The organism is Sphingopyxis sp. GW247-27LB (assembly GCF_002277025.1).
Taxonomy (GTDB): domain Bacteria; phylum Pseudomonadota; class Alphaproteobacteria; order Sphingomonadales; family Sphingomonadaceae; genus Sphingopyxis.
Genome location: NZ_NIWD01000002.1, coordinates 686,938 through 711,074, shown reverse-complemented (window position 1 = coordinate 711,074; position 24,137 = coordinate 686,938). Strand labels below are relative to the sequence as shown.

Annotated in this window: 24 protein-coding genes and 1 tRNA gene; 13 read left to right on the top strand and 12 right to left on the bottom strand. The window is 65.9% G+C overall.

Features of this window, described 5'->3' with window-relative positions:
* Positions 1-73: 73 nt before the first annotated feature.
* The 3 genes from CD928_RS03535 to CD928_RS03525 form a co-directional block, all read right to left on the bottom strand.
* Complete coding sequence (locus tag CD928_RS03535) at positions 74-562, bottom strand: hypothetical protein (protein WP_141237074.1); 489 nt, start codon at positions 560-562, stop codon at positions 74-76.
* A gap of 86 nt (positions 563-648) precedes the next feature.
* Positions 649-1,803, bottom strand: a complete 1,155-nt coding sequence (locus CD928_RS03530) for a site-specific integrase (RefSeq protein WP_095384885.1) — start codon at positions 1,801-1,803, stop codon at positions 649-651.
* A 234-nt stretch (positions 1,804-2,037) separates the two neighbouring features.
* Complete coding sequence (locus CD928_RS03525) at positions 2,038-3,147, bottom strand: Fic family protein (protein ID WP_095384882.1); 1,110 nt, start codon at positions 3,145-3,147, stop codon at positions 2,038-2,040.
* Positions 3,148-3,251: 104 nt separating this feature from the next.
* Here CD928_RS03525 and CD928_RS23290 point away from each other — a divergent pair, with 104 nt between their 5' ends.
* Together CD928_RS23290 and CD928_RS03520 are read left to right on the top strand one after the other, a co-directional pair.
* On the top strand, positions 3,252-3,401 hold the full coding sequence (locus CD928_RS23290; protein WP_176473426.1) for a hypothetical protein: 150 nt from the start codon (positions 3,252-3,254) through the stop codon (positions 3,399-3,401).
* Positions 3,402-3,477: 76 nt separating this feature from the next.
* Positions 3,478-3,566, top strand: a tRNA-Ser gene (locus CD928_RS03520).
* A 70-nt stretch (positions 3,567-3,636) separates the two neighbouring features.
* On the opposite strand, the gene CD928_RS03515 is transcribed toward CD928_RS03520, so the two are convergent.
* The gene (locus CD928_RS03515; protein ID WP_095384879.1) at positions 3,637-4,863 is read right to left on the bottom strand and encodes an alpha/beta fold hydrolase; all 1,227 of its coding nucleotides are present in this window, start codon (positions 4,861-4,863) and stop codon (positions 3,637-3,639) included.
* A gap of 108 nt (positions 4,864-4,971) precedes the next feature.
* Here CD928_RS03515 and CD928_RS03510 point away from each other — a divergent pair, with 108 nt between their 5' ends.
* A complete protein-coding gene (locus CD928_RS03510; RefSeq protein ID WP_095384876.1) occupies positions 4,972-5,712 on the top strand; it encodes an SDR family NAD(P)-dependent oxidoreductase in 741 nt (246 codons plus the stop codon).
* On the opposite strand, the gene CD928_RS03505 is transcribed toward CD928_RS03510, so the two are convergent.
* Positions 5,709-6,689, bottom strand: coding sequence for a nitronate monooxygenase family protein (locus CD928_RS03505; RefSeq protein WP_095384873.1), 981 nt, complete (start codon positions 6,687-6,689; stop codon positions 5,709-5,711). The genes CD928_RS03510 and CD928_RS03505 overlap by 4 nt on opposite strands.
* A 124-nt stretch (positions 6,690-6,813) precedes the next feature.
* Between CD928_RS03505 and CD928_RS03500 the strand changes: the two genes are divergently transcribed.
* From CD928_RS03500 to CD928_RS03480, 5 genes are all read left to right on the top strand, one after another.
* Positions 6,814-7,998 carry an acyl-CoA dehydrogenase family protein gene (locus tag CD928_RS03500; protein ID WP_095384870.1) on the top strand — a complete coding sequence of 395 codons (1,185 nt, stop codon included), beginning with the start codon at positions 6,814-6,816 and terminating at the stop codon, positions 7,996-7,998.
* Positions 7,999-8,111: 113 nt separating this feature from the next.
* Complete coding sequence (locus CD928_RS03495; protein ID WP_095384866.1) at positions 8,112-9,206, top strand: acyl-CoA dehydrogenase family protein; 1,095 nt, start codon at positions 8,112-8,114, stop codon at positions 9,204-9,206.
* Positions 9,203-10,408 carry an acyl-CoA dehydrogenase family protein gene (locus tag CD928_RS03490; protein WP_095384863.1) on the top strand — a complete coding sequence of 402 codons (1,206 nt, stop codon included), beginning with the start codon at positions 9,203-9,205 and terminating at the stop codon, positions 10,406-10,408. The genes CD928_RS03495 and CD928_RS03490 overlap by 4 nt, the downstream gene beginning before the upstream one ends.
* Before the next feature lie 13 nt (positions 10,409-10,421).
* The gene (locus tag CD928_RS03485) at positions 10,422-11,204 is read left to right on the top strand and encodes an SDR family NAD(P)-dependent oxidoreductase (protein WP_095384859.1); all 783 of its coding nucleotides are present in this window, start codon (positions 10,422-10,424) and stop codon (positions 11,202-11,204) included.
* Positions 11,205-11,233: 29 nt separating this feature from the next.
* Positions 11,234-12,484 carry an acetyl-CoA C-acetyltransferase gene (locus CD928_RS03480; protein WP_095384856.1) on the top strand — a complete coding sequence of 417 codons (1,251 nt, stop codon included), beginning with the start codon at positions 11,234-11,236 and terminating at the stop codon, positions 12,482-12,484.
* A gap of 111 nt (positions 12,485-12,595) precedes the next feature.
* Here the strand turns inward: CD928_RS03480 and CD928_RS03475 are convergent, their stop codons facing one another.
* Positions 12,596-13,966: an alkaline phosphatase PhoX gene (locus CD928_RS03475; protein ID WP_095384853.1), complete on the bottom strand. Its 1,371-nt coding sequence runs from the start codon at positions 13,964-13,966 to the stop codon at positions 12,596-12,598.
* A 128-nt stretch (positions 13,967-14,094) separates the two neighbouring features.
* Here CD928_RS03475 and CD928_RS03470 point away from each other — a divergent pair, with 128 nt between their 5' ends.
* Entirely contained in the window at positions 14,095-15,225 is a 1,131-nt protein-coding gene (locus CD928_RS03470; protein ID WP_095384850.1) for a CaiB/BaiF CoA-transferase family protein, read from the top strand.
* Between the two features lie 4 nt (positions 15,226-15,229).
* Here the strand turns inward: CD928_RS03470 and CD928_RS03465 are convergent, their stop codons facing one another.
* The gene (locus CD928_RS03465) at positions 15,230-15,949 is read right to left on the bottom strand and encodes an acyl-CoA dehydrogenase family protein (protein WP_095384847.1); all 720 of its coding nucleotides are present in this window, start codon (positions 15,947-15,949) and stop codon (positions 15,230-15,232) included.
* Positions 15,946-17,085: an acyl-CoA dehydrogenase family protein gene (locus CD928_RS03460; protein ID WP_095384844.1), complete on the bottom strand. Its 1,140-nt coding sequence runs from the start codon at positions 17,083-17,085 to the stop codon at positions 15,946-15,948. The genes CD928_RS03465 and CD928_RS03460 overlap by 4 nt, the downstream gene beginning before the upstream one ends.
* Positions 17,086-17,137: 52 nt before the next feature.
* Between CD928_RS03460 and CD928_RS03455 the strand changes: the two genes are divergently transcribed.
* Both CD928_RS03455 and CD928_RS03450 read left to right on the top strand, forming a co-directional pair.
* Positions 17,138-17,941 carry a crotonase/enoyl-CoA hydratase family protein gene (locus tag CD928_RS03455; RefSeq protein WP_095384841.1) on the top strand — a complete coding sequence of 268 codons (804 nt, stop codon included), beginning with the start codon at positions 17,138-17,140 and terminating at the stop codon, positions 17,939-17,941.
* A 2-nt stretch (positions 17,942-17,943) separates the two neighbouring features.
* Positions 17,944-18,723, top strand: a complete 780-nt coding sequence (locus CD928_RS03450; protein WP_176473425.1) for a tyrosine-protein phosphatase — start codon at positions 17,944-17,946, stop codon at positions 18,721-18,723.
* Positions 18,724-18,730: 7 nt separating this feature from the next.
* Here the strand turns inward: CD928_RS03450 and CD928_RS03445 are convergent, their stop codons facing one another.
* Positions 18,731-20,053, bottom strand: coding sequence for an amidohydrolase family protein (locus CD928_RS03445; RefSeq protein ID WP_095384835.1), 1,323 nt, complete (start codon positions 20,051-20,053; stop codon positions 18,731-18,733).
* A gap of 215 nt (positions 20,054-20,268) precedes the next feature.
* Here CD928_RS03445 and CD928_RS03440 point away from each other — a divergent pair, with 215 nt between their 5' ends.
* Complete coding sequence (locus CD928_RS03440; RefSeq protein WP_095384833.1) at positions 20,269-20,739, top strand: GFA family protein; 471 nt, start codon at positions 20,269-20,271, stop codon at positions 20,737-20,739.
* 55 nt (positions 20,740-20,794) lie between these two features.
* Positions 20,795-21,664 carry a DMT family transporter gene (locus tag CD928_RS03435; RefSeq protein WP_095384830.1) on the top strand — a complete coding sequence of 290 codons (870 nt, stop codon included), beginning with the start codon at positions 20,795-20,797 and terminating at the stop codon, positions 21,662-21,664.
* On the opposite strand, the gene CD928_RS03430 is transcribed toward CD928_RS03435, so the two are convergent.
* From CD928_RS03430 to CD928_RS03420, 3 genes are read right to left on the bottom strand one after another with little or no spacing between them, the layout of a single operon-like run.
* A complete protein-coding gene (locus CD928_RS03430) occupies positions 21,654-22,256 on the bottom strand; it encodes a phosphatase PAP2 family protein (protein ID WP_141237073.1) in 603 nt (200 codons plus the stop codon). The two genes, CD928_RS03435 and CD928_RS03430, sit on opposite strands and share 11 nt — an antisense overlap.
* A 9-nt stretch (positions 22,257-22,265) precedes the next feature.
* Positions 22,266-23,681: a dihydrolipoyl dehydrogenase gene (lpdA, locus tag CD928_RS03425; RefSeq protein WP_095384824.1), complete on the bottom strand. Its 1,416-nt coding sequence runs from the start codon at positions 23,679-23,681 to the stop codon at positions 22,266-22,268.
* Complete coding sequence (locus tag CD928_RS03420; protein ID WP_095384822.1) at positions 23,674-24,084, bottom strand: endonuclease domain-containing protein; 411 nt, start codon at positions 24,082-24,084, stop codon at positions 23,674-23,676. Before CD928_RS03420 ends, lpdA begins: the two co-directional genes overlap by 8 nt.
* Positions 24,085-24,137: the final 53 nt, after the last annotated feature.

The following is a 24,137-nucleotide window of genomic DNA, read 5'->3' as shown; positions in this document are numbered from 1 at the left end:
TATCTTGCGCTGCGCGCGCCTCCGGTCGGGCTACGCCCGCCCTCCGCCGCACGCAGCGCAAGGCGACCCTCAACTAACCGGCATCATATCCGAAAAGGGGGTCCCTCTTCGACGCCGATAGGGGGTCCCTTTTGAACGCCGTTTGACAATTGTGACTGAGGTGCCGAGACTCAGAACGGGCGGCAAGGTCATCACGCAAGTCGGTCGCGAACCGTTCCAGCCGCGCGAGGCTCTCAGCTAATGAATACCGCTCATCCGCCGCCAAAGCCGATGTGTGATTTTCCGGGTACTGCGCGAATTTCGGATCATCAGCCAAGGCGTCGCGCAATGCCTCAACCGGGTTGAGTATCTGCTGTTGCAGCCATCGCGCCCGCTTGGAGAGAGACATATCATCAGGGCCATGGTCAAAGCTGGACGGCGTGGCATCGATAATCGCGCGAATGCGTTTGCCGACCGCTAGGAAATCGCGACGCGCCGCCTCGACCTTATCGTCTAACCCGAGATGCCCCGACAGCTTGCGCATCGCCGCGTCACCAAACATCTCCGGCCATGGCAGATACATGATGCTCCTTACTGCCGTGCAGTCACGAACAATGCGTCCAACTCTCCGGGCTGGCGCGAGTCCGCATGTCGGTTGCTCAAAAAGCCCTACACATTTGGGCTCAATTCCGCGAGCCGCTGCCCCCACATCTCCAATGCCTCGCGCTTTTCATCGGCATAGTTGTGCCGGTTATACACCGCCGCAACGCCTGAAATAATGCCGCTGACGTGGTTTAGAATCTTCTCGGTCACAGCTTGCGCAACCCCCAGCTTGGCAAGGTTGGTCGCGGCGGTGCGGCGCAGGTCATGGTAGCGCCAGTCGGAGGTTTCGGATTCGGCGGAGAGCCGGCGCAGCCACTTCGAATAGCCACTGACAGGCGTTTGGCGCGTGGTCGTAAAGACGTAATCGCAATCGAGGAAACGCGGGACCTCATTGAGGATTTCGAGGGCGAAGGTGCTGAGCGGCACATAATGCTTCTTGCCGTTCTTGGCGCGCTCGGCTGGAATCACCCAAACCTTCTCCTCGAGATCGATTTCGCTCCAGCGCATCTCGGTCAGTTCGCCCCGGCGTTGTGCGGTCGCTAGCAGCATGGGAACGATCTGCCGAAACGGATAGACCTCGTTGCGGCATGCCCGCAGAATGCGAACCAACTCATCATCGTTCAACACACGCTCGCGGGACACCTCCTTGGTGGGAGGTTTCACGCCGACGATCGGGCTGGCTTCGAGAATTCCGCGTTCGATACACCAGTTGAACAGTTTGCGGACATGCGAGAGGATGCGGTTGGCCTGATAGCCTGCTCTCCGCTCAATGGCTGCGTCCATCAATTCCAATATGTCGTACCGCTTGATCTCGCGGATATCACGCTGGCCATGCGCGCTTACGAATTCCTGCTCCAATATGCGCTCAGCTTCGCGCCAACTCTTATTGCGGGTCTGCGCATATAAGCGGATGAACTCGCGGCAGACGGTCTCGACCTTCATGTCGGGTCTGCGTCGCCGCTTGGTTGGGTCGATCCCCTCATCGGCCTGCCGGAGTAAATCGATTGCCTTCTCGCGGGCCGTTGCCAACGACAGGCGCGGATAGACGCCAAGCGTGACCCGTTTCTGTTCAAGGCCAAAACGGAATTTGACGGAAAAGACTTTTCGTCCGTTCTCCGAAACCCGAACACTCAGGCCGGGACAGTGAAGATCATGGACATCATATCGTTTTTCTTTGCCCTTGAGGGCATCGAGTGTTTTCGCGGTCAAGGCTTTCTTCATGTGTCATCCTTTCGAATGACACTTCAATAATCATGGAAATCAGCCAATCTCAAAGGAATTCCTCGTCTGTGGAGAACCCGGATCAGGAAAGTGCAACGCGGCGCAATCTGATAATATGCTCCGACACCGGGGGGTTGTTTAGATCAATTTCTCGTACCGATGCTCAGACCAAGCGTCGCGACACTGTTTCTCGGTTTTGGGTCTCATGCGATCGAATGATGACTACCTGCCAGCCTAGCCGATATCCACGTTGAGATAATAACGCGCATAACGCCGTTCGCCCGTGCGTGTGAGGGCTTCCAGATCGACCAATTCAGAAAGATCGCGGGTGGCCGTCGCGGATGTCGCATCCGTGATCGTCCGGTAGTTATGCGCACTGAGCCCGCCTTTGAAGCCATCCGGGCCTTCGGCAAACATGCGCAACAACGCCTTCTCTTGCCGCGCGTTGATCCGGTTTCTAAGGCGATCGAACATGCGGGTCTTTTCTATGAGGAAACGGATACGTGCGATCGTCCTCGTTTGGGCTTCAAGCACGATGTCGGCAAACCAACCGAGCCAACTATCAATCTCGTTGACCGCGCTCGCGCGCTGGAGTTCCGCATAATAGGCCTTGCGATGCCGATTGATGGTTTCGGCAAGGGCGGTCAGCGTCGGCGCTTCAAGAGCCTGTGCAAGTGCCTTCTCGGCGATCGCCCGCCCAATGCGCCCGTTTCCATCTTCAAACGGATGGATCGATTCAAACCATAGATGTGCAATCCCGGCGCGCGTGATCGCTGAAAGGGGCTTGGCTCCTGCCGGTGCGCTATCGTTGAACCATTGGATGAACGCCTGCATCTCGGCGGGCACACGATCCGAGGGCGGCGCCTCATAGTGGACGCGAGGCGCATGGAGCGCGCCGGAGACGATTTGCATCGCATCGGCATGCGCGCGGTACGCGCCGACCTCGTTGATGTCCCTGCGACCGTTCATCAGCATCTTGTGCCAATCGAATAACTGGCGATCGGTCAGCGGCTGGGCATAGCTCCGATAGAGATCGGCCATAAGTTCCGCCGCCCCGGCTTCCGCGGCATTCGCGCGGCGCTGGGATACGGCAAATCCAAGCTGCTTGGCGATCGAGGATTGCACGCTGGCGCGGTCGAGCACCTCCCCCTCGATCGCTGAACTCTCGACCATCTCTTGCGAGATAAGCTCGATTGCAAAGCCGCGCTGGGTTTCGCCGTCCAGATGATGCAAGGTGCCGATGACGACCCCGGCCCCTTTGAGGAATTGCGCTTCCGCCGAATGGAGGCGCGCGGCATCGAAGCGGAAATTCGGCCAATCCGGTTGTTGCCAGTTCCAGCGCATGATCGATCGACAGCCTTTCTATCGATCACAATATGCGCATTAAATGATTTATAAAACATCTTTCTATCGATCATTACTCTGCATGAGGCGTAGGGCAATGAAGCATGGGATTTTTCCTGACGGAGCAGGCATCGATCGATATGACACTGGCGACCGGCATCGTGCTCAATAAAGCCCGAACCTTCTCCCACCATCCGATACCCAGAAAATCACCGATCTTCCGCTGGGGTCCCAAGCGGGTATCGGGCGCTTAAGATTGGGTGAAAGAGCATGAAGCGGCCTCAGACAAATTGCTCAACCAAAGAGTCGAAAAATCATTGACTAGCGGACGAGATGCTGCGATATCGAATGATATAAGTTATTGAAAAGATTGACTTTTAATCAGTAGGTCGCTGGTTCGAACCCAGCAGGGCTCACCAAACCCCTTCCTTCACCACCGGCTTATGAACCAAGAGCAGGCGGTTGGCCACGGGCAGGCAACGCCGAGCCTCATGCGAAATGCAGCTTGCGATATTTGCCGCGGAAATAGAGCAAGGGGTCGCGGCGCGGTTCGAAGATCGCCTTGAGGACGCGGCCGACGAGGATGAAATGGTCGCCGCCCTCGTGCACCGCCTCGCGCGCGCATTCGAAGCTGCTCAGCGATCCGGGGAGCACGGGGGTGCCGAACTCGCCCATCTCCCACGGCGTCGCGGCGAAGCGGTCCTCGCCCTTGCCGGCGAAACGGTTCGACGTCGGCTGCTGGCCGATCTGAAGCACGTTGACCGCGAAGCGGTCCGCCCCGCGCAAGGCCGCGCCGCTGCCCGCGCTGTTGGCGATACAGACGAGCAGCAGCGGCGGGTCGAGCGAGACCGAGGTGAAGCTGTTCGCGGTGAGCCCGATCGGCGTGCCATCGGGGCAGATTGCGGTCACCACCGTCACCCCGGTCGCGAAACAGCCGAGGGCGTCGCGAAAGGTGCGCGCGTCGGACCCGGCGCGATATTCGGGCGACCCGCGCGGCGCGCGGCGCTCGAGAAAATCGATCAGATAGGCGCCGAGTGCGTCGCTGCGGTCGTCGGTGACGAGCCGCGCCATATCCTCGACCTCAACCAGCTCGCCGTCGGGAAGCTGGCCGACGAAGGCGGCGGCATCGTCGCGCGAGACGAGGTCGCTCATCATCCCGCGGACATAGAGCGTCGGCAGCGCGATATTCGCCGCGACGCCCGCAAAGCGTTCGGCGATCGCGGCATGATCAAAGGCGTCGAGCAGCCTTATATCCCATTGCGCCTGCCCCGGCGCGAGGTTCGCCGCTTCGCGCAGCCGTTCGCCGATGCGCCGCGACGCGTCGGCTTCGGGATTGACCGGCAGGTCGACGAGGACGAGCCCCGAGGCGAGCAGCGCGGCGTCCTGCTCGAGCGCCGCGCCGGCGACCCAGCCGCCGAGCGTCGAGGCGACGACCACCGGGCGCGTCCCGAGCTGCGCGAGCACCGCGCGCAGATCCTCGACCATCGCTTCGAAATCATAGCGCCCGTCCTCGGGCCATTCGCTGCCGCCATGGCCGCGCAGGTCGAGGCTGATCACGCGGCGCCCCGCCTTTCCGAGCGCATCGGCGATGCTCGCCCAGACGGCGCGCGTCTGCCCGGCGCCATGGAGCAGCAGCACCGCCGGATCGTCGTCCGCCCCGGCAACCTCCGCCTCGAGCCGAACGCCGGCAAAACCGCGATACTGGACGATGCTCATGCGCGCTCCCTAGAGCGCGCGGGCGCGTTCGTCGAGGCCCGGCGCGCGGCGCTTGACCCCCTGCCCGCAATTCCCCATCGTCGGCACCTTACGTAAAGGGAAAGCAACATGGATCCTCTCTTCGACTTCACCGGCAAAGTCGCGCTCGTCACCGGCGGGTCGCGCGGGCTCGGCTACCGCATGGTCAAGGCGCTTGCCGAGCGCGGCGCCGACGTCATCGTCGCGAGCCGCAAGCTCGACAATTGCGAGGAGGTCGCGGCGGAATGCCGCGCGTTCGGCCGCAAGGCGATGGCGCATGCGGTGCACTGCGGCCGCTGGGACGAGATCGACGCGCTGGTCGAGGCCGTCTATACCGAATTCGGCCGGATCGACATATTGATCAACAATGCCGGCATGTCGCCCGCATGCCCGAGCCACGAGATGCCCGAGAGCCTGTTCGATTCGGTGCTGAACCTCAACTTCAAGGGCCCTTTCCGCCTCGCGAGCCAGGTCGCGCACCGGATGAGCCAGGGCGAAGGTGGCTGCATCATCAACATCAGCTCGACCGGCTCGCTCGAAGCGCTGCCGACGGTCGTTCCCTATGGTGCGGCAAAAGCGGCGCTCAACGCCATGTCGGTGTCGCTGAGCCGCGAATATGCGCCCAAGGTGCGCGTCAACACGATCGCGCCGGGGCCGTTCCTGACCGACATCGCCGAAGCGTGGGAGCCGGGGAAGCGCGAGGCACAGCCCGTCGCGCTCGGCCGGCCGGGGCGCCCCGAGGAGATCGTGACCGCGGCGCTGATGCTCGCCAGCCCCGCGTCGACCTACACGACCGGCGCGCTCGTGCGGGTCGACGGCGGCCCGCGCTAGCGGCGGAACCCCGCGAGCCGCTGGTCGACGATCGCGTCGGCCTCGGCGATGATGCGGTCGATCAGCTGCTGGCAGGTCGGGATGTCGTGGATCAGCCCCTGGACCATCCCCGCCCAGAAAACGCCCTTGGTGAGATCACCGGTTTCGAGAAGTTCGCGGCCAGCCTTGCCGTTCACCAGTTCGGCGACATCGGCGAAGGTCGCGTCGGGAACCGACAGGCGGCGCACCACCTCTTCGGACACCGCGCTCTTGCCGACGCGCGCGGTGTTCTTGAGGCTGCGGAAAATCAGGAAGCTGCCGCGCTCGTCATTCTCGACATAGGCCTGCTTCACATTGTCGTGGATCGGCGCTTCCTTGGTCGCGCAGAAGCGCGTGCCCATGTTGATGCCCTCGGCGCCCAGCGAAAGCGCCGCGACGAGCCCGCGCCCGTCGCCGAAACCGCCAGAGGCCAGCATCGGGATTTTCACCTTGTCGGCCGCCGCGGGGATCAGGATCAGCCCCGGAATATCGTCCTCGCCCGGATGCCCCGCGCATTCGAACCCGTCGATCGAGATGATGTCGCAGCCCGCCTTCTCGGCCGACAGCGCGTGGCGCACCGCCGTGCATTTGTGGAGGATCGTCACGCCGTGCGGCTTCAGCATCTCCCAGATTTCGCGCACCGCCTGGGTGCCCGCGGTCTCGACGATCTTGACCCCGCCGTCGATGATCGCCTGGGCATAAGCCTTATAATCGGGCGCGTTGATCGTCGGGAAGACCGTCATGTTCACGCCGAAGGGCTTGTCGGTCATCGACCGGCAGCGCTCGATCTCATCGCGCAGCGCTTCCGGCGACGGCTGCGTCAACGCGGTCAAAATGCCGAGGCCTCCGGCATTCGACACCGCGCTCGCCAGCTCGGCATAGCCGACGCTCTGCATCCCGCCCTGCACGATCGGATGCTCGATCCCCAGCATTTCCGTGATCCGCGTCTTGAAAGCCATGCGCTGTCCTTCCCTTGTTCGATCCTGCCCTTACGGCATTGCCGACTTCACCCTTGAATTAAGTTGACGCTTACGTCAACGTCGGGTTCGGAGTCAAAATAGTTAGGTAGCGAAGGGAATCGGAATGACGGCGACGAACACAGGCATATCGGATCGCGCACTGGCGATTGCGGCCAAGGTCGAGGCGTTCGTCCGCGAAACGGTGGTCCCTTATGAAAAGGACCCGCGCCGCGACCATCACGGCGCACCGACCGATGAGCTGGTGATGGACATGCGGGAAAATGCGCGCGCCGCGGGCGTGCTGACACCCCATATCCTCGATGACGGCAGCCATCTCAACCAGCGCGAGACCGCGGTGGTGCTGATCAAGAGCGGCCTGTCGCCGCTCGGCCCGCTTGCCTGCAACACCATGGCGCCCGACGAGGGCAATATGTATCTGCTCGGCAAGGAAGGCAGCCCCGAACTCAAGGAGCGCTTCCTGAAGCCGATGGTCGAGGGGCGCGTTCGCTCCGCCTTCTTCATGACCGAACCCGCCGACGAGGGCGGCGCGGGGTCCGACCCCTCGATGATGCAGACGACATGCCGCCCCGACGGCAATCATTGGGTGGTAAGCGGCCGCAAGACCTTCATCACCGGTGCCGAGGGTGCACGCGTCGGCATCGTCATGGCGAAGGCCGAGGAAGGCGCGTGCATGTTCCTGATCGACCTGCCCGACCCCGCCATCCGCATCGATCATATACCGAACACCATCGACAGTTCGATGCCGGGCGGCCACGCGACGCTGACCATCGACAATCTGCGGGTTCCTGCCGACCAGATGCTCGGACAGGCCGGCGAAGGCTTTCGCTATGCGCAGGTCCGCCTGTCCCCTGCCCGCCTGTCGCACTGCATGCGCTGGCTCGGCGCCTGCATCCGCGCCAACGAGATCGCGACCGACTATGCGAACCGCCGCCACGCCTTCGGCAAGCCGCTGGTCGATCATGAAGGCGTCGGCTTCATGCTCGCCGAAAACCTCATAGACATCAAACAGGCCGAGCTGATGATCGACTGGTGCGCGGGCGTGCTCGACACCGGGTCGCTCGGCACCGCCGAAAGCTCGATGGCGAAGGTCGCGGTGTCCGAGGCGCTGATGCGGATCGCCGACCGCTGCGTCCAGGTGATGGGCGGCACCGGGGTCACCGACAAGACGATCGTCGAGCAGGTGTTCCGCGAAGTCCGTGCCTTCCGCATCTACGACGGCCCCACCGAGGTCCACAAATGGAGCCTCGCCAAGAAGATCAAGCGCGACTGGAAGGCGCAGCAGGCCTGATCCCACGCGGAGAGCCAACGACCTGCCCAAAATCCGTAGCGTCAAAGTGCTTGACGTTTACGTTAACGTACGGATGATGGGCGGCGATCATCAAGGGTGAGGAATCGGGACCGATGTCGATCTTGTACGACGAGGGGCAGCAGGCGATCGCGACCGAATCGCGGCGCGTGCTCGAAGCGCGGATGAAGAAGGACGACCTGCTTCCGCTGCTCGAAACCACGGGCCGCTACCACGAAGCCTTCTGGACCACCGCGAAAGAGCAAGGCTGGACCGCCCTCGCCCTGCCCGAAGCCCATGGCGGTCTCGCGCTCGGCCTCGTCGAGATGGGGTTGGTCACGCATCAAGCAGGCCGGACGCTGAGCGGCGCGCCTTTCCTGACCTCGAGCTTCGGGGTCGCAAAGGCGATCGAGCTTTACGGCAGCGATGCGCAGAAGGCGCGCTGGCTTCCGGGGCTCGCGAGCGGCGAAGCGATCGGCGCGGTGGTCTTCGCCGCAGGCCCCGACGCGCTGCCGGCCCAGCCCGGCATCACCTTCACCGACGACCGGCTCGACGGCATCGGCGCCGGCGTCACGGGCGGGCTCGCCGCCGATGTCGCGATCGTCTTCGCCAATGGGCCCGGCATGCCGGTGCTCGCGATCGCCGATCTGGCGGACACCCCGCGCACCGCGGTCGCCAGCTTCGACAACAGCCGCTGCATCGCCGACCTGGAATTCCGGGGCACCGCGGCCGAAGCGCTGGCCGTCGGGAGCGGCGCGCGCGACGCCTCGCTCCACATCCTCGCGCTGCAGGCGGTCATCACCGCGCACGAGCAGACCGGCGGCGCCGAGGCGCTGATGGAGATCGCGCGCGACTATGCGCTGACGCGCAAGGCGTTCGGCCAGCCGATCGGCGCCTTCCAGTCGATCAAGCATCGCATCGCCGAACTCTATGGGCTCGTCGAGTTGGCACGCGCCAATTGCATCCATGCCTCCTCGCGCGAGGGTCAGGCCGATTTCATCACCGCCGCCGCCGCGGCGCGCCTGTCGGCGACCGACGCCTATGACACCGCGGCGCGCGACTGCATCCAGATCCACGGCGGCATCGGCGTGACATGGGAAATCGGGCTCCACCTGCACATGCGCCGCGCGCGCAGCCTCGCGCTCGAACAGGGAAGCAGCCTGTTCTGGGAGGACATTCTCGTCGACCGGTTGGCAGGAGAAGCGGCATGAGCGATCTCGAAGCCTGGCGCGCCAAGGCCGCGGCCTGGTGCGAATCGATGGTGCCGACCTTCGGCAAGGCGGCGCGCAAGGGTCTGAGCGTCGAAGCGGATCTGGCGCTCGGTCGCCGCTATCAGAAGGCCAAGTTCGACGCGGGCTATGCCGGCATCAACTGGCCGAAGGACGTCGGCGGGCAGGGCCTCGGTCATATCGAGAAGGTCAGCTTCGAGGCCGAGGAGATGAAGCACGGCTTCCCCAACGTCTATTTCGGCATCTCGCTCGGCATGCCGGTGCCGGTGCTGATGCAGTTCGGCAGCGACCGCGACTTCGTGAAGGAGCGCGTGGTGAAGGCGCTGCAGGGCGAAGAAATCTGGTGCCAGCTCTTTTCGGAACCCTCGGGCGGCACCGACCTCGCGGGGCTGCGCACCCGCGCCGAGACCGACGGCAACGGCTGGAAGATCAACGGGCAGAAGGTGTGGACGAGCTGGGCGCAATATTCCGACTATGGCGTCATCGTCGTCCGCACCGACCCTACGGTCGCCAAGCACAAGGGCCTTACCTACTTCTGGGTCGACATGAAGGCGCCCGGCGTCACCGTGCGCCCGATCAAGCTCGCGGGCGGCGATAGCCACGTCAACGAGGTCTTCTTCGACGACGTGAAGATCAGCGACGACCATCGCATGTCGCCGGTCGGCGGGGGCTTCGCGGTCGCGATCGCGACCTTGATGATCGAGCGCTATGTCGCGACCGACAGCGCCGGTTTCGGCCCGCACCTCGATCTGTTCGTCGAACTGGCCAAGGAGGTGCGGCTGAACGGCCGCCCGGCGATCGAGGACGGCCGCATCCGCCAGCAGATCGCGCGCAACTATGCGATGCGCGCCGGGCTCGATTCGATCAACCTGCGCGCGCGGCGGATGATGGAGGCCGGCATGACGCCCGGCCCCGAGGGCTCGCTCAACAAGCTCGTCGCGGTGCGCTCGCGCCAGAAGCTGTCGGAACTCGCGATCGACCTGCAGGGCGCGGGCGGTTTCGCCTTCGACGAGCACGCCTCGCCCAAGGACGATTGGGCGTCGAGCTGGATCAACGCCCCGACGGGCCGCATCGCGGGCGGGTCGGACGAAACCCTGCTCAACACGATCGCCGAGAAGATTCTCGGCCTGCCGCAGGATCATCGCCCCGACAAGGGCGTCCCCTTCAACGAGATACCAGCCTGAGAGGAGCCTCCCCATGAAAATCGATTCCTCCATCGCCGCTGTCGTCACCGGCGGCGCATCCGGCCTCGGCCGCGCGACCGCCGAGGCGCTTGCCGCCGCGGGGGTCAAAGTCGCCCTCTTCGATATCAACGACGCGCTCGGCGAAGAGGTCGCGAAGTCGATCGGCGGGCTGTTCGTCCATGTCGACATCACCGACGAGCAATCGGTCCTGGATGGCTTCGCCAAGGCGCGCGCGGCGCACGGGCAGGAGCGCGTCGCCGTCCACTGCGCGATGACCTCGCGCCGCGGCAAGACGCTGGCCTATGACAAGGAAACGGGCACGTTCCGCCGTACCCCGACCGAGGATTATGCCTATGGCGTCGCGGGCATATTGACCGCGAGCTACCGCATCGGCTCGATCGCCGCCGAGGGCATGGCGACCCTTCCCGAGATGGAAGACGGCGAGCGCGGCGCGATCGTCTTCACCGCGTCGGTCGCGGCGCAGGACGCGCAGATCGGCCAGGTGATCTACGGCTCGGCGAAGGCGGGCGTGAACGGCCTCGTGCTGCCGATGGCCCGCGACCTTATGGACCTCGGCATCCGGGTCAATTCGATCATGCCCGGTGTGTTCGGCACGCCGCTGCTCGGCAATATGAACCCGAAGGTGAAGGAAAGCCTGGAGGCCTCGGTCCCCTTTCCCAAGCGGCTCGGCAAGGCCGAAGAATATGCGAGCCTTGCGATGGAAATGGTCCGCAACACCTATTTCAACGGCCAGGCGGTGCGTCTCGATGGCGCGATCCGCATGGCTCCCCGTTAATCACTCTCCCCGACTGAAAGGAAGTTCACATGTCCGAAGCCTATATCATCGACGCCGTCCGCACCCCGCGCGGGATCGGCAAGCCCGGCAAGGGCGCGCTGTCGCACCTCCACCCGCAGCACTTGGCCGCGACGGTGCTCGCCGCGATCCGCGACCGCAACAACCTCGACACCGCGACCGTCGACGACATCGTCTGGTCGACCTCCAGCCAGAACGGCAAGCAGGGCGGCGACCTCGGCCGCATGGCCGCGCTGTCGGCGGGTTATGATACCAAGGCCAGCGGCACGACGCTCGACCGCTTCTGCGGTGGCGGCATCAGCTCGGTGAACTTCGCCGCGGCGAGCGTGATGAGCGGAATGGAGGATTGCGTCATCGCGGGCGGCACCGAAATGATGAGCTTTACCGCCGCGCACGCCGCCGAACAGGCCAATGCCGGCATCAAGCCGCTCGGCATGGGGTCGGGCCACGAGGCGCTCGACGACATTCACCCGCAGTCGCACCAGGGCATCTGCGGCGACGCGATCGCGACGATGGAGGGGATCAGCCGCGAAGCGCTCGATGCGCTCGCGCTGGTCAGCCAGCAGCGCGCCGACATGGCGATCAAGGAAGGCCGCTTCAACAAATCGGTCGTGCCGGTGCTCAACCCCGACGGCAGCGTTGCGCTCGATCGCGAAGAATTCCCGCGGCCCGAAACCACCGCCGAAGGCCTCGCGGCGCTGAAGCCGAGCTTCGCCGGCCTCGCCGATTTCGACCTCGGCGGCGGCGTCACCTTCCGCAAGCAGATCAACCGCCGCTATCCCGATGTCGATATCCAGCACTTCCACCATGCCGGCAACTCGTCGGGCGTCGTCGACGGCGCCGCCGCGATCCTGCTGACCTCGAAGGATTATGCCGACAAGCACGGCCTGAAGCCCCGCGCGCGCATCGTCGCCTATGCCAATATCGGCGACGATCCGACGCTGATGCTCAACGCCCCGGTTCCGGCGGCGAAGAAGGTGCTCGAAAAGGCCGGCCTCAAGAAGGAAGACATCGACGTCTGGGAAATCAACGAGGCTTTCTCGGTGGTCGCCGAGAAGTTCATCCGCGACCTCGACCTCGACCGCGAAAAGGTGAACATCAACGGCGGCGCGATGGCGCTCGGCCATCCAATCGGCGCCACCGGCTCGATCCTGATCGGAACCGCGCTCGACGAACTCGAACGCTCGGGCGGCCGCTATGGCCTCGTCACCATGTGCGCCGCGGGCGGCATGGCGCCGGCGATCATCATCGAGCGGATCTGATCGATGCTCCCCCCTCCCGCTTGCGGGAGGGGTCGGGGGAGGGCCTGTTGCGGGCGCGCTTTACCCGACATGCCCTCCCCTAACCCCTCCCGCAAGCGGGAGGAGAACAACTCAAAACGGCCCGCGCACGGCGATCGTCCGTGCCGGGCTGTAGAGATTGAGGAACATCGTTCGACCGTCGGGCGCGAAGCAGACGCCCGCGCATTTGGTCTGTGCGGCCACGCGGGCGAAGGGATAGACCCCGCCGTCCGGCGTGACGCCGCGCAGCCAATTGCCAGGCCGCGCGCCGCGCCGGTCTTCGCAGACGATGAGGTGGCCGTTGGGCGCCACGATCAGATTGTCGCCGAAGCTGAAATGCTCGGGCTCGGTCGATTCGAGAAAGAGTTGCAGCTTGCCGGGCACCTTCGCCTCCGCCGCGGAGCCTTCAGCGGGCGACGGTCGATAGCGCATGATCTGCCCGCGCCGCGCGGGGCCGCCCGAGGTGCAGGTGAAATAGATCTCGCCATCGCCGCCGTGGATCCCCTCGCCGCGCGCGAAGATCGCCGCGCCGGCCCGCGCCCCGCGCTTGCGCAGGTCGTCCCCGGGGCTTTCGACCTCGTCGAGATCGATCCAGCGCACATCGTTCCAGCCACCGCTCGCAAGCACCGGACGCGACCAGTTGCGCGTATCCGCGAGCGCGGGGTCGAGCAGCGCCAGCGCCTGCAAGCGCCCGCCTTGCCGGAGCTGTCCGGGCACCGCGGGCAGGAAACGGTAGAAGAGGCTGTCCCGCCGGTCCTCGGTCATATAGATCGCACCGCTTTTCGGATCGCAGACGGCGGCTTCGTGGTTGAACCGGCCCATCGCGCGGATCGGTTCGGCGGCAACGAGCCCGCCGGGCGCGAGGGGCGTTTCGAACACCCAGCCATGGTCCTGCCCGTGCCGCCCGACAGCGCGCGATACATCCTCCTCGCAGCTCAGCCAGCTGCCCCACGGCGTCATTCCGCCCGAGCAGTTGCGGATCGTGCCGACCAGCGCGAGATATTGCTCCTCGACCGCGAGCGTCGCCGGATCGAGGATCAGGGTCGACACGCCGCCCGGAAGCGCCTCGCCGCTTCCGCCGCGAACGCAGTCGAACGCGGCGGCATCGGCGCCGGTGCCCACCGCGCAGGCCCCATAATCGAGTTCGTCGGCCCCAAGCTCATGGTTGCGCATCAGACACAGGCGCCCATCGGCGAGCGTCGCGCAGCCCATGCCATCGGCGCTGTTCGGCACCTTGCGCCCGTCGCTCATCGCCTGTCCGAATTGCGAAATAATCTTGTAGGAAAAGCCCGGTGGCAGGTCGAGGATGCCCGCCGGGTCGGGGATCGGTGCACCGAAGCCCTGCCCTTCGGCCAGCATCGCGGCGGAGGCATGCCGGCTATGAAGCGCGAGGCCGGCGAAGGCGGCCGCCATCAGGCCTCCGGCAAAGCCGCGGCGGTCGAGTGCGATGGATCCCCGTTCCATGCCGGCGCGATAGGCGCATGCGGTGACAGGTCGGCTGCAGAAATCGGACAGTTTCGCGACAGTTTGAAGTTCATCGGCACATAAGTGCAATATTCGGATGGGCCGAAGGCCCCAAGAGGAGACAGGATATGGCAGGACCGCTCAAGGGCATCAGGATCGTCGAGTTCGCGGGCATCGGTCCCGGCCCCTTCTGCGGCATGATGCTCGCCGACCATGGCGCCGAGGTGATCCGCATCGACCGCCCCGGCGGTTTCATGGACCCGCGCGATCCCCTGTCGCGGAACCGCACCTCGATCGCGCTCGACATGAAGAACCCCGAGGCCGTGCAGACCGCCCGCGACCTGTGCAAGAGCGCCGACGGCATCATCGAGGGCTATCGCCCCGGCGTGATGGAGCGGTTGGGGCTCGGCCCCGAGGTGCTGCTCGCCGACAATCCGAAGCTCGTCTACGGCCGCATGACCGGCTGGGGGCAGTTCGGCCCCTATTCGCAGGCAGCGGGGCACGATATCAATTACATCTCGCTTTCGGGCGTGCTTCACGGGATCGGCCGCGCGGGCGAGAAGCCGGTGCCGCCGGTCAACTATGTCGGCGATTTCGGCGGCGGCGGCATGATGCTCGCCTTCGGCATGGCGAGCGCGCTGCTCCATGCCGCGAAGACCGGCGAAGGCCAGGTGATCGACTGCGCGATGACCGACGGCTCGGCGCTGCTCGCGGGGATGACCTGGGGGTTCAAGGCGATGGACCGGCTGAAGGACGAAGCCGGCGTCAACATGCTCGACGGCGGCGCGCATTTCTACGACACCTATCGTTGCTCGGACGGCAAGTTCATTTCGATCGGCTCGATCGAGCCGCAATTTTACGCGCTGCTGCGTGAAAAGACGGGCCTCGCCAACGATGCCGCCTTCGACGCGCAGATGGATCCCGCGCAATGGGGGCCGCTCAAGGAGAAGCTCACCGCGCTGTTCGCGACGAAGACGCAGGGCGAATGGTGCGAGTTGATGGAAAGGACCGACGTCTGTTTCGCCCCCGTCCTGTCGCTCGAAGAGGCGCCCAAGCACCCGCACAATGTCGAGCGCGAGACCTTCGTCACTATCGGCGGCGCAACCCAGCCCGCCCCCGCGCCGCGCTATTCGGCGACGGTGAACGATACGCCGCGTGAGGCGCCGAAAGTCGGAGCGGATGCCGATGCCGTTCTGGCGAGCCTCGGCTATGACGGCGCAAAGATCGCGGCGCTGCGCGACGGCGGCGCGGTGCGCTGATCCGTCACTCGGCGCGCGCGGTCAGGGTTTCCCACAGGCCGCGCCCGCCGAAGCCGGCAACCTGTCGTCCCAGTCGCTCGGCCCAATAGGCGTCGTTGCCGTGCAACCCGCGCCAGCGCATGAGCGGGATGGTCACGCGGTGAAGGTCGTATTCGCGGGTGAAGCCGATCGCGCCGTGGACCTGATGCGCGACCGCGGTGACGATACCGACCGCGCGATTGGCGCGCAGCTTCGCCGCCGCGATCTCGAAATCGGCCGCCTCCGCGTCGAGCCCGGCCGCGTCGAGTCGCGCCGCCATCGCCGCGGCGGCGGCATCGACCGCCGCGACCTCGCACGCCAGAACCGCGAGCGATTGCTGCACCGCCTGGAACTTGCCGAGCGGACGCCCGAACTGCTGGCGCGTGTTCACATGCTCGATCGACAGCGCCAGCGCCTGCCCCATCGCACCCGCCATCAGCCCGACCGTCGCCGCGGCGTGGAGCGTCTTCGGCGCATCGCCGAGCCCCGACAGGATCCGTTCGGCCACGGGCAGGTCGGGCACCGCGACGCCGGCGATGCGCAGCACTGCATTCGCATCGCCCCAGTCACCGCCGAATCCGCCGTCGGCTTCGGGCACGAGCAGCAGATCGAACCCTGCCGCCTCGACCGGCGCCATGCCGGCCTCGGCGGCTTCGGCGAACACGGCGCGCGCCGTGTCGCACAGCATCTCGCGCGCCGCGCTCATCGCAGGCCCAGCCCGCGCGCGATGATCCCGCGGATCACCTCGCGCGTTCCACCGCGCAGCGAAAAACTGGGCGAGGCGATGAGCAGCGCGCGCAGCAACCGCGCCAGATCGTCCGTGTCGTCCCAACCGCAGTCGGCCACCGCCTGCACGCGGCGCGGCATGTCCTGTTCGAAGCCATTGCCCAGTTCCTTGACCACCGACGCCTCGACCATCGGATCCTCGCCCGCCGCGAGCTTCGCCGCGGTCGACATCGACAATTGGCGCAGCGTCCACATCTCGGCGGTCAATTCACCGATCAGCGTCGCGAGCGCCGGTGCGGGATCGGGTCCCGCCGCGTCGATCAGGGCGACCAGCAGCGCGTGGCTCGACAGGTAGCGCTCCGGCCCCGACCGCTCCAGCCCAAGCTCGGCGGTGACCTGTTTCCACCCCTGCCCCCGCTCGCCGACCAGGGCGCCGTGCGGAACGAGGACGTCGTCGAAGAAAACCTCGTTGAAATCGTGATTCCCGGCCATGTCGATGATCGGACGGATGGTGATACCGGGCGTGTCGAGGTCGATCAGGAGCTGACTGAGCCCGGCATTGCGCTCGCTACCCTCCTCGGTGCGGATCAGCGCGAGCATGATGTGCGACAGATGCGCGCCGGTGGTCCAGATCTTCTGACCATTGACACGCCAGCCCTCGGCGGTCTCGCGCGCGCTCGTCCGCACCGCGGCGAGATCCGATCCCGCACCGGGTTCGGAGAGGCCGATGCAGGCATAGGTTTCGCCGCGCGCGATCCCCGGCAGATAGCGCTGGCGCTGTTCCTCGGTGCCATAGCGCAGGATCAGCGGCCCCGTTTGCCGGTCGGCGATCCAGTGTGCGCCGACGGGCGCGCCGGCGGCGAGCAGTTCCTCGATCGCCACATAGCGTTCGAGCGGATGCCGGTCGCCACCGCCGTAGCGGGCGGGCAAGGTCATGCCGATGTAACCCGCGGCCCCCAGGGCACGGCTGAAATCGGCGTCGAAGCTCGCCCAGCAATTGGCGCGGCGGACGATGTCGCCCCGCGGCTGATGATCGGCGAGCCAGCGCCGCAGATCGGTCCGTAGAGCCGAACTATCGCCCGGCGGGTCGAAAGGGTAGAGTGCAAAGCCTTGCATGTCCCGCCAGCCATGCAATAGCTTTTCGAAACTGAAAAGGATGATCTGAACGATGGGCGAATTTCTGAGTGTCGAACGGCGGGGCAAGGTCGCAATCCTGACGATGAGCAAGCCCGAGAGCATGAACGCGATCGGCACGCACGCCGACTGCGACGACATCATCGACACGCTGCGCGCGCTCGGCGAGGATCGCGGGGTCAGCGCGATCGTCCTGACCGGCAGCGGCAAGGCGTTCAGCGCCGGCGGCAATCTGAAATCGATGCAGGATCGTCAGGGCATCGGCGTGCTCGACCAGCCCGATTCGACCCGCGCCAACTATCGCCGCGGCGTTCAGGCGGTGATCCGCGCGCTGATGGACTGCGAGATCCCGATGATCGCCGCGGTCAATGGTCATGCCATCGGGCTCGGCTGCGACCTCGCCTGCACCTGCGATATCCGCATCGCCGCCGAGAGCGCGAAGTTCGCGTGCAGCTTCATCAAGGTCGGCATCGTCCCCGGCGACGGCGGGGCGTGGCTGCTCCAGCGCGTGCTCGGCTATCCGCGCGCCGCCGAACTGTTCCTGACCGGCGACCGCTTCGACGCCCGGACGGCGAAGGACTATGGCCTCGTCACCGAGGTCGTGCCCGACGCCGAACTGCTCGACCGCGCGCTCGCCATCGCCGACCGGATCGTCTGCAACCCGCCGCGCGCGCTGCGCCTCACCAAGCGGCTGCTCCGCGAGGCGCAGCACAGCCGGATGAGCGACATCCTCGAACTCAGCGCCGCCTATCAGGCGATCGTCCACGAAACCGCCGACAACCGCGAGGCGATCAATGCCTTCGTCGAAAAGCGCGCGCCGGTGTTCACGGGAGAATGACCATGCTCGCCGACCGCGTCCTGCCCCTTTCGGGCGTCCACAATTTCCGCGATTACGGCGGCTATGCGGTCGAAGGCGGCGGGCGGCTGCGCGACGGCATATTGTGGCGCTCGGCGCACCATGCCGAGGCGGCTGACGACGACCTGACGGCGATCGACGGGCTGGGCATCGAGACGATCATCGACCTGCGTGGCGACGACGAACGCGAGATGCACCCGTGCCGCCGCAGTGAGAATTTCGCTGGCCGGGTGCTGTTCGCCGGAGGCGCCACCGCGGGTCTCGCGCCGCATCTTCAGGCGGCGGTTGGCGCGATCGACGCTGCGACGGCGCGGGCACGGATGATCGACACCTATGCCGGCATGCCCTATCGCCCCGCACTCGTCGCGACGCTGCGCCTCTACCTCGCCGCGCTCGCCGAATATGACGCGCCGAGCCTCGTCCACTGCGTCGCGGGCAAGGACCGTACCGGCTTCGCGGTCGCGATCGTCCACCGGTTGCTCGGCGTGCACGAGGACGATCTGATGCACGACTATCTGCTGACCAATACCGCCGGCAAGGTCGAGGAGCGGGTCGCGCAGGGCGCGGCGCATATCCGGGCGCGCTATGGTTCCGAGATCCAGGACGAGGCGGTGCGCGCGATCATGTCGGTCAATCCCGTCTACCTCGACGCCGCACTGGCGACGGTGCGCCGCGACCATGGCGACATTCCGGGCTACGCCGAGGCGGTGCTCAACTTCACGCCCGAAATGCGCGAGGCGATGATCGACCGGCTGGTGGTCTGAGCCGGCGTCAGCCGGGCTCCTTCACCAGCACTCCGCCCTTCACCACCGCCGCGACATGCTCGAGCCGCGTCACGTCGGCGAGCGGGTCGCCGTCGACCGCGATGATGTCGGCATAGCGGCCGACCGCGATCGAACCGACGTCGCCCGTCATGTCCAGCGCCTCGGCCCCGCTCAGCGTCGCGGCGCGGATCGCCTGGATGGGAGTCATGCCCCATTCGACCATCTTCGCGAGCTGCCGCGCATTGTCGCCGTGCGGGTATACGCCCGCGTCGGTGCCGAAGATCATCCGCACCCCCGCCTTCACCGCGCGCTGGAAGGTCTGGCGCTGGGCGAGGCCGATCGCCTTTTCCTTGTCGAGGCTTTCCTGCTCGGTGCCGTTCGCGGTGCCCGTCGCGAGGATATAATCGTCGTTGTAGATATCCATGTCGAACCAGGTCTTGTGAAGAGCGGCGAGCTTGATCGTCTCGTCGCTCGCGAGGCTGCAATGCTCGATCATGTCGATGCCGGCGAGGATCGCGGTGCGGATGCCCTCGTCGCCATGCGCGTGCGCCGCGACCTTGATCCCCAGCATATGGGCCTCGTCGGCGATCGCCTTCATCTCCTCGAGCGTCAGCTGCTGCGCGCCGACGCTGTCGCCGAGCGAGAAGACGCCGCCGGTCGCGCAGATCTTGATCACGCGCGCGCCGAATTTGTGCAGCCAGCGCACCTTGCGGCGCGCTTCCTCGGGGCTGTCGACCACCGACGGCTCCTTGCGGTCCATCGACGGCGGCAGACCGCCGCTGTCGCAATGCCCGCCGGTCGCGCCGATCGCCCAGCCCGCGGGGATGATGCGCGGCCCTGGAATATAGCCGCCCTCGATCGCCTGCTTGAGCCCGACATCCTCGAAATCGGCCGAGCCGACGTTGCGCACCGTGGTGAAGCCGGCGTCGAGCGTCGTCTTCGCGTTGGCGACGCCGACGACGGTCCAGAAGCTGTCGGTATAGCGCAGCGCCTGATAGCCGCCGACTTCGGCCAGCGAGGTCAGGTGGACGTGCATGTCGATGAGGCCGGGAAGCAGGGTCCGCTCACCGAGGTCGACATGCCTGACGTCGGCGCCCCAACGCACCGTGCGCGCGTCAGCGATGTTCGTGATACGCCCGTCGGGCCCGACGAAGATGGCGGGATAATCGACCGTCTTGCCGCTTGCGACGTCGAGCATGTGCGCGGCGGTGATCACGGTCTGGCCGGTCGCCGCGCCCTGATGTGCCGCCGCGCCCGACGCCGCGAAAGACGCGGTCGCCGCAAGCGCGATTCCCCGCAGAAAAGTCCCGAACTTCACACGGAATCGCATATCCGCCCTCCCCCTGTCGATGCCCGCTTCGTTGATGGCAAAAAGCGGCCTTGTAGGACAGCGGAAAAAGAGCCGGCGAGAGATGCCTTACCCCAAGCTCGTCATTGCGAGGGCCGCAGGCCCGTGGCAATCCAGAGCGGTGCACGGCCACTCTGGATTGCTTCGCTCCGCTCGCAATGACGGGGGTTTTTCCAACGAGACGAGGACAAGACATCATGGACGACTGGAACCTTCCCTGGACCGGCGGCTGCCGCTGCGGCAAGCTGCGCTTCGAGATCAGCGCGCCGCCGCTGATCACGATGGCGTGCCACTGCACCGGCTGCCAGAAGATGAGCGCGAGCGCCTATTCGCTGTCGATGGCGATCCCCGACGGCGGCTTTCGCGTGACCGAGGGCGAGCCGGTCATCGGCGGCCTCCACGATCCACGCCTGCACCACAGGCATTGCGATCACTGCAAAAGCTGGGTGTTCACCGAGATCGAGCCCAGCATGGGCTTCACCAACGTCCGCCCCTCGATGCTTGACGACTTCGCCTGGTTCGAGCCCTTCATCGAAAGCTACACCAGCGAGGCGCTGCCCTGGGCGAAGACCGGCGCGAAGCACAGCTTCGCCGAATTTCCCGGCATGGACGATTACGGCCCGCTGGTCGCCGAGTTTGCCGAGAAGGGCGCACGGCCGGGGCGTTGACGCGGCGGGCAGACCGCGCCTAAGGCGCGGCGTCGCCCGATAGGCCGGAGCTCCGATGTCTTTTCTCTCGCTCGGCCTCGTCGTGCTCGCCGCGCTGGTCCACGCGACATGGAACCTGCTCGCGAAGCGCGCGGCGCACGCGGGGGTGGCGTTCGTCTTCGCCTATAATCTGGTCGCGACGATCGCCTATGCGCCGTGGGTCGCGTGGGTCTTGCTGACCGAGGGCATGGCGTGGAGCGGCGTCGCGGTCGGCTTCATCTTCCTCTCCGCGCTCGTCCACCTCGCCTACAGCCTCTGCCTCCAGCGCGGCTATCAGGTCGCCGATCTGTCGGTCGTCTATCCGGTCGCGCGCGGGACCGGGCCGACGCTCGCATCGGTCGGCGCCTTCCTGCTGCTGGGCGAGGATATCAGCGCGCCGGGGATCGCGGGCCTGCTGCTCGTCGTCACCGGCATCGCGCTGATCGCGACGCAAGGGCGCTTCGCGGCCTTCCGCACCGCCGAGGCGCATCGCGGCGTCCGCTGGGGGATGGGAACCGGCGCGTTGATCGCGACCTATACCGTCGTCGACGGCTGGGCGGTGAAGATGCTCGGCGTCGTTCCGGTGGTGCTCGACTGGCTGTCGAACATGCTGCGTTTCCTCTTCCTGCTGCCGGTGATCCTGCGCAATCCGTCGGGCGCGATGGCGCGGATGCGCGGTCATTGGGGCCTTGCGATCGCGGTCGGCCTGCTCTCGCCCGCCTCCTATATCCTCGTGCTGACCGCGCTGAAAATGGGCGCGCCGCTGCATGTCGTGGCGCCGACGCGCGAGATGTCGATGATGGCGGGCGCGCTGTTCGGAATGATTTTCCTCGGCGAAGCGGTCGGGCGCTGGCGGCTCGCCGGCTGCGTACTGCTGATCGTCGGCGTCGTGCTGCTCAGCGGCTGACCCGCCGATCGATCGCCGCCGCCGCGAGCGCGAAGGCCGCGCCGAGCATCGTCCCGCCCAGCACATCGCTCGGCCAATGGACGCCGAGCATAACCCGCGACAGCGCGGTGAGCAGGACGGCTCCCGCCGCGCACCCCGCCGCGGCGCGGCGCCAGAGTGGCGGCGCGAGCAGCGCGAAGGCGAGCGCGATCGCGGTGACGCTGGTCGCATGGCCGCTGGGGTAGGACCAGCTCGACACATGGTCGAGATGCGGGATCAGGTCGGGGCGCGGGCGGTCGAAGATGTTCTTGAGCAGGCTCGACGCGAGATTGGCGGCGACCGCCGTGCCGACGAGCAGCAGCGCGGGCCGCCGCCCGGCGCCGCGCCAGAGCCACGCGGAGAGGAGCAAGGCGAGCGCCCAGCGCGGAACGCCACCGCCGAACCAGCTCACCTCCTGCATGAAGGCGATGAGCATCGGAGACGAAGCGTCGGTGGTGAGCAGAACCGGCGTTGCGAGCAGGGCGTCGGTGGTCGTCACCGCTCGTCCTCCGACGAACAGACCCAGCAGCAGCGCCGCCCCTAGCAGCAGCGCGGAGGCCAACCACCGTCGCACGCCGCGCGCTCAGATATGCAGCGCGCGTCCGTAGGCGCCGAGCACCGCCTCGTGCATCGTCTCGCTGATCGTCGGGTGCGGATAGACGGTGTGCATGAAGTCTTCCTCGACCAGCTCGGCGGTCTTGCCGACGGTATAGCCCTGGATCATCTCGGTGACCTCGGCGCCGACCATATGCGCGCCGAGCAGTTCGCCGGTCTTCGCGTCGAACACCGTCTTCACGAAGCCCTCGACCTCGCCCAGCGCGATCGCCTTGCCATTGCCGATGAAGGGGAAGTTGCCGACCTTGACCTCGTGCCCTGCTTCCTTCGCCTTCGCCTCGGTCAGCCCGACGCTGGCGATCTGCGGGTGGCAATAGGTGCAGCCGGGGATGTTGCGCGCATCCATCGGGTGCGGGTGGACATCCTTGTTGCCGAGCTCCTGTGCGATCGCCTCGGCGGCGATCACGCCCTCGTGGCTCGCCTTGTGCGCGAGCCACGGCGGCGCGGTGACGTCGCCGATCGCCCACAGCCCCTTCACATTGGTGCGGCAATAGGGATCGGTGTCGATATGCCCCTTGGTGGTCTTGACGCCGAGCGTGTCGAGCCCGACGCCCTCGGTATTGGGGATGATGCCGATCGCGACGATCGCATGGCTGTAATCGCCCGCCTGGACCTTTCCGTCCCTGGTCTTGATCTTCGCCGACACGCCGGTCGCGCTCGCTTTCAGTTCCTCGACACCGGCTCCGGTCAGGATCGTCATGCCCTGTTTTTTCAGCGATTTTTCGAGGAAGCTCGACACGTCGGCATCCTCGACCGGCACGATGCGGTCGAGCATCTCGACCACGGTCACTTCGGCGCCCATATCGTTGTAGAAGCTCGCGAATTCGATCCCGATCGCGCCCGAGCCGATGACGAGCAGCTTCGTCGGCATTTCGGGCGGGGTCATCGCGTGACGATAGGTCCAGACGCGCTTGCCGTCGGCGGGTGCGAAGGGCAGATCGCGCGCGCGCGCGCCGGTCGCGACGATGATATGCTTCGCGGTCAGGGTTTCGCTGCCCTTCTCGCCCTTCACTGCCAGCTTCCCGGGCGCGGTGAGCTTGCCGTCGCCCATATGGACGGTGATCTTGTTCTTCTTCATCAGGTGCGTGACGCCCTGGTTGAGCTGTTTCGCCACCCCGCGGCTGCGCTTCACCACCGCCTCGAGATCGGCGCTGATGCTCGCCGCGGCGAGGCCATAATCCTTGGCGTGCTGCATATAATGATAGATTTCGGCCGAGCGCAGCAGCGCCTTGGTCGGGATGCAGCCCCAGTTGAGGCAGATGCCGCCGAGATTCTCGCGCTCGACGATTGCCGTCTTGAGCCCGAGCTGCGCCGCACGGATCGCCGCGACATAGCCGCCGGGACCCGAACCGAGGACGATGAGGTCGTAGTTGGTATCAGCCATTATGGGCTCCTGTTAAAGCCCCTCTCCCCTTGCGGGAGAGGGGTTGGGGAGTGGGGTCGGCGCGCGTCTGCGCGCCCGGAGATTCGATTTCGTGCAATATGGCTTCGGCCACGCCTTCGCCATTGGTCAGCACGTCGTTGTTCCAAAAACGGAGAATGCGAAAACCTTGCTCTACCAGCCAAGCGTCGCGTTGCTCGTCATAGGTGCTTTCTGCATGTTGCCCGCCGTCGGCCTCGACGATCAGGCGATGCTCGAAACAGATGAAATCGGCGATGTAGAGATCGTCGATAATCTGTTGGCGCCGCCAGCGGATACCGGCCAGTCGTCCCGCGCGAAGGATCGACCAAAGCCGGCGCTCGGCATCGGTCGGGTTCGAACGCATATGGCGCGCGCGTTCCAGCATGGTGGCTTTTCGGGCGAGAGCATCGGTCAGAGTCTTGTGCGCCGCGGACGCGG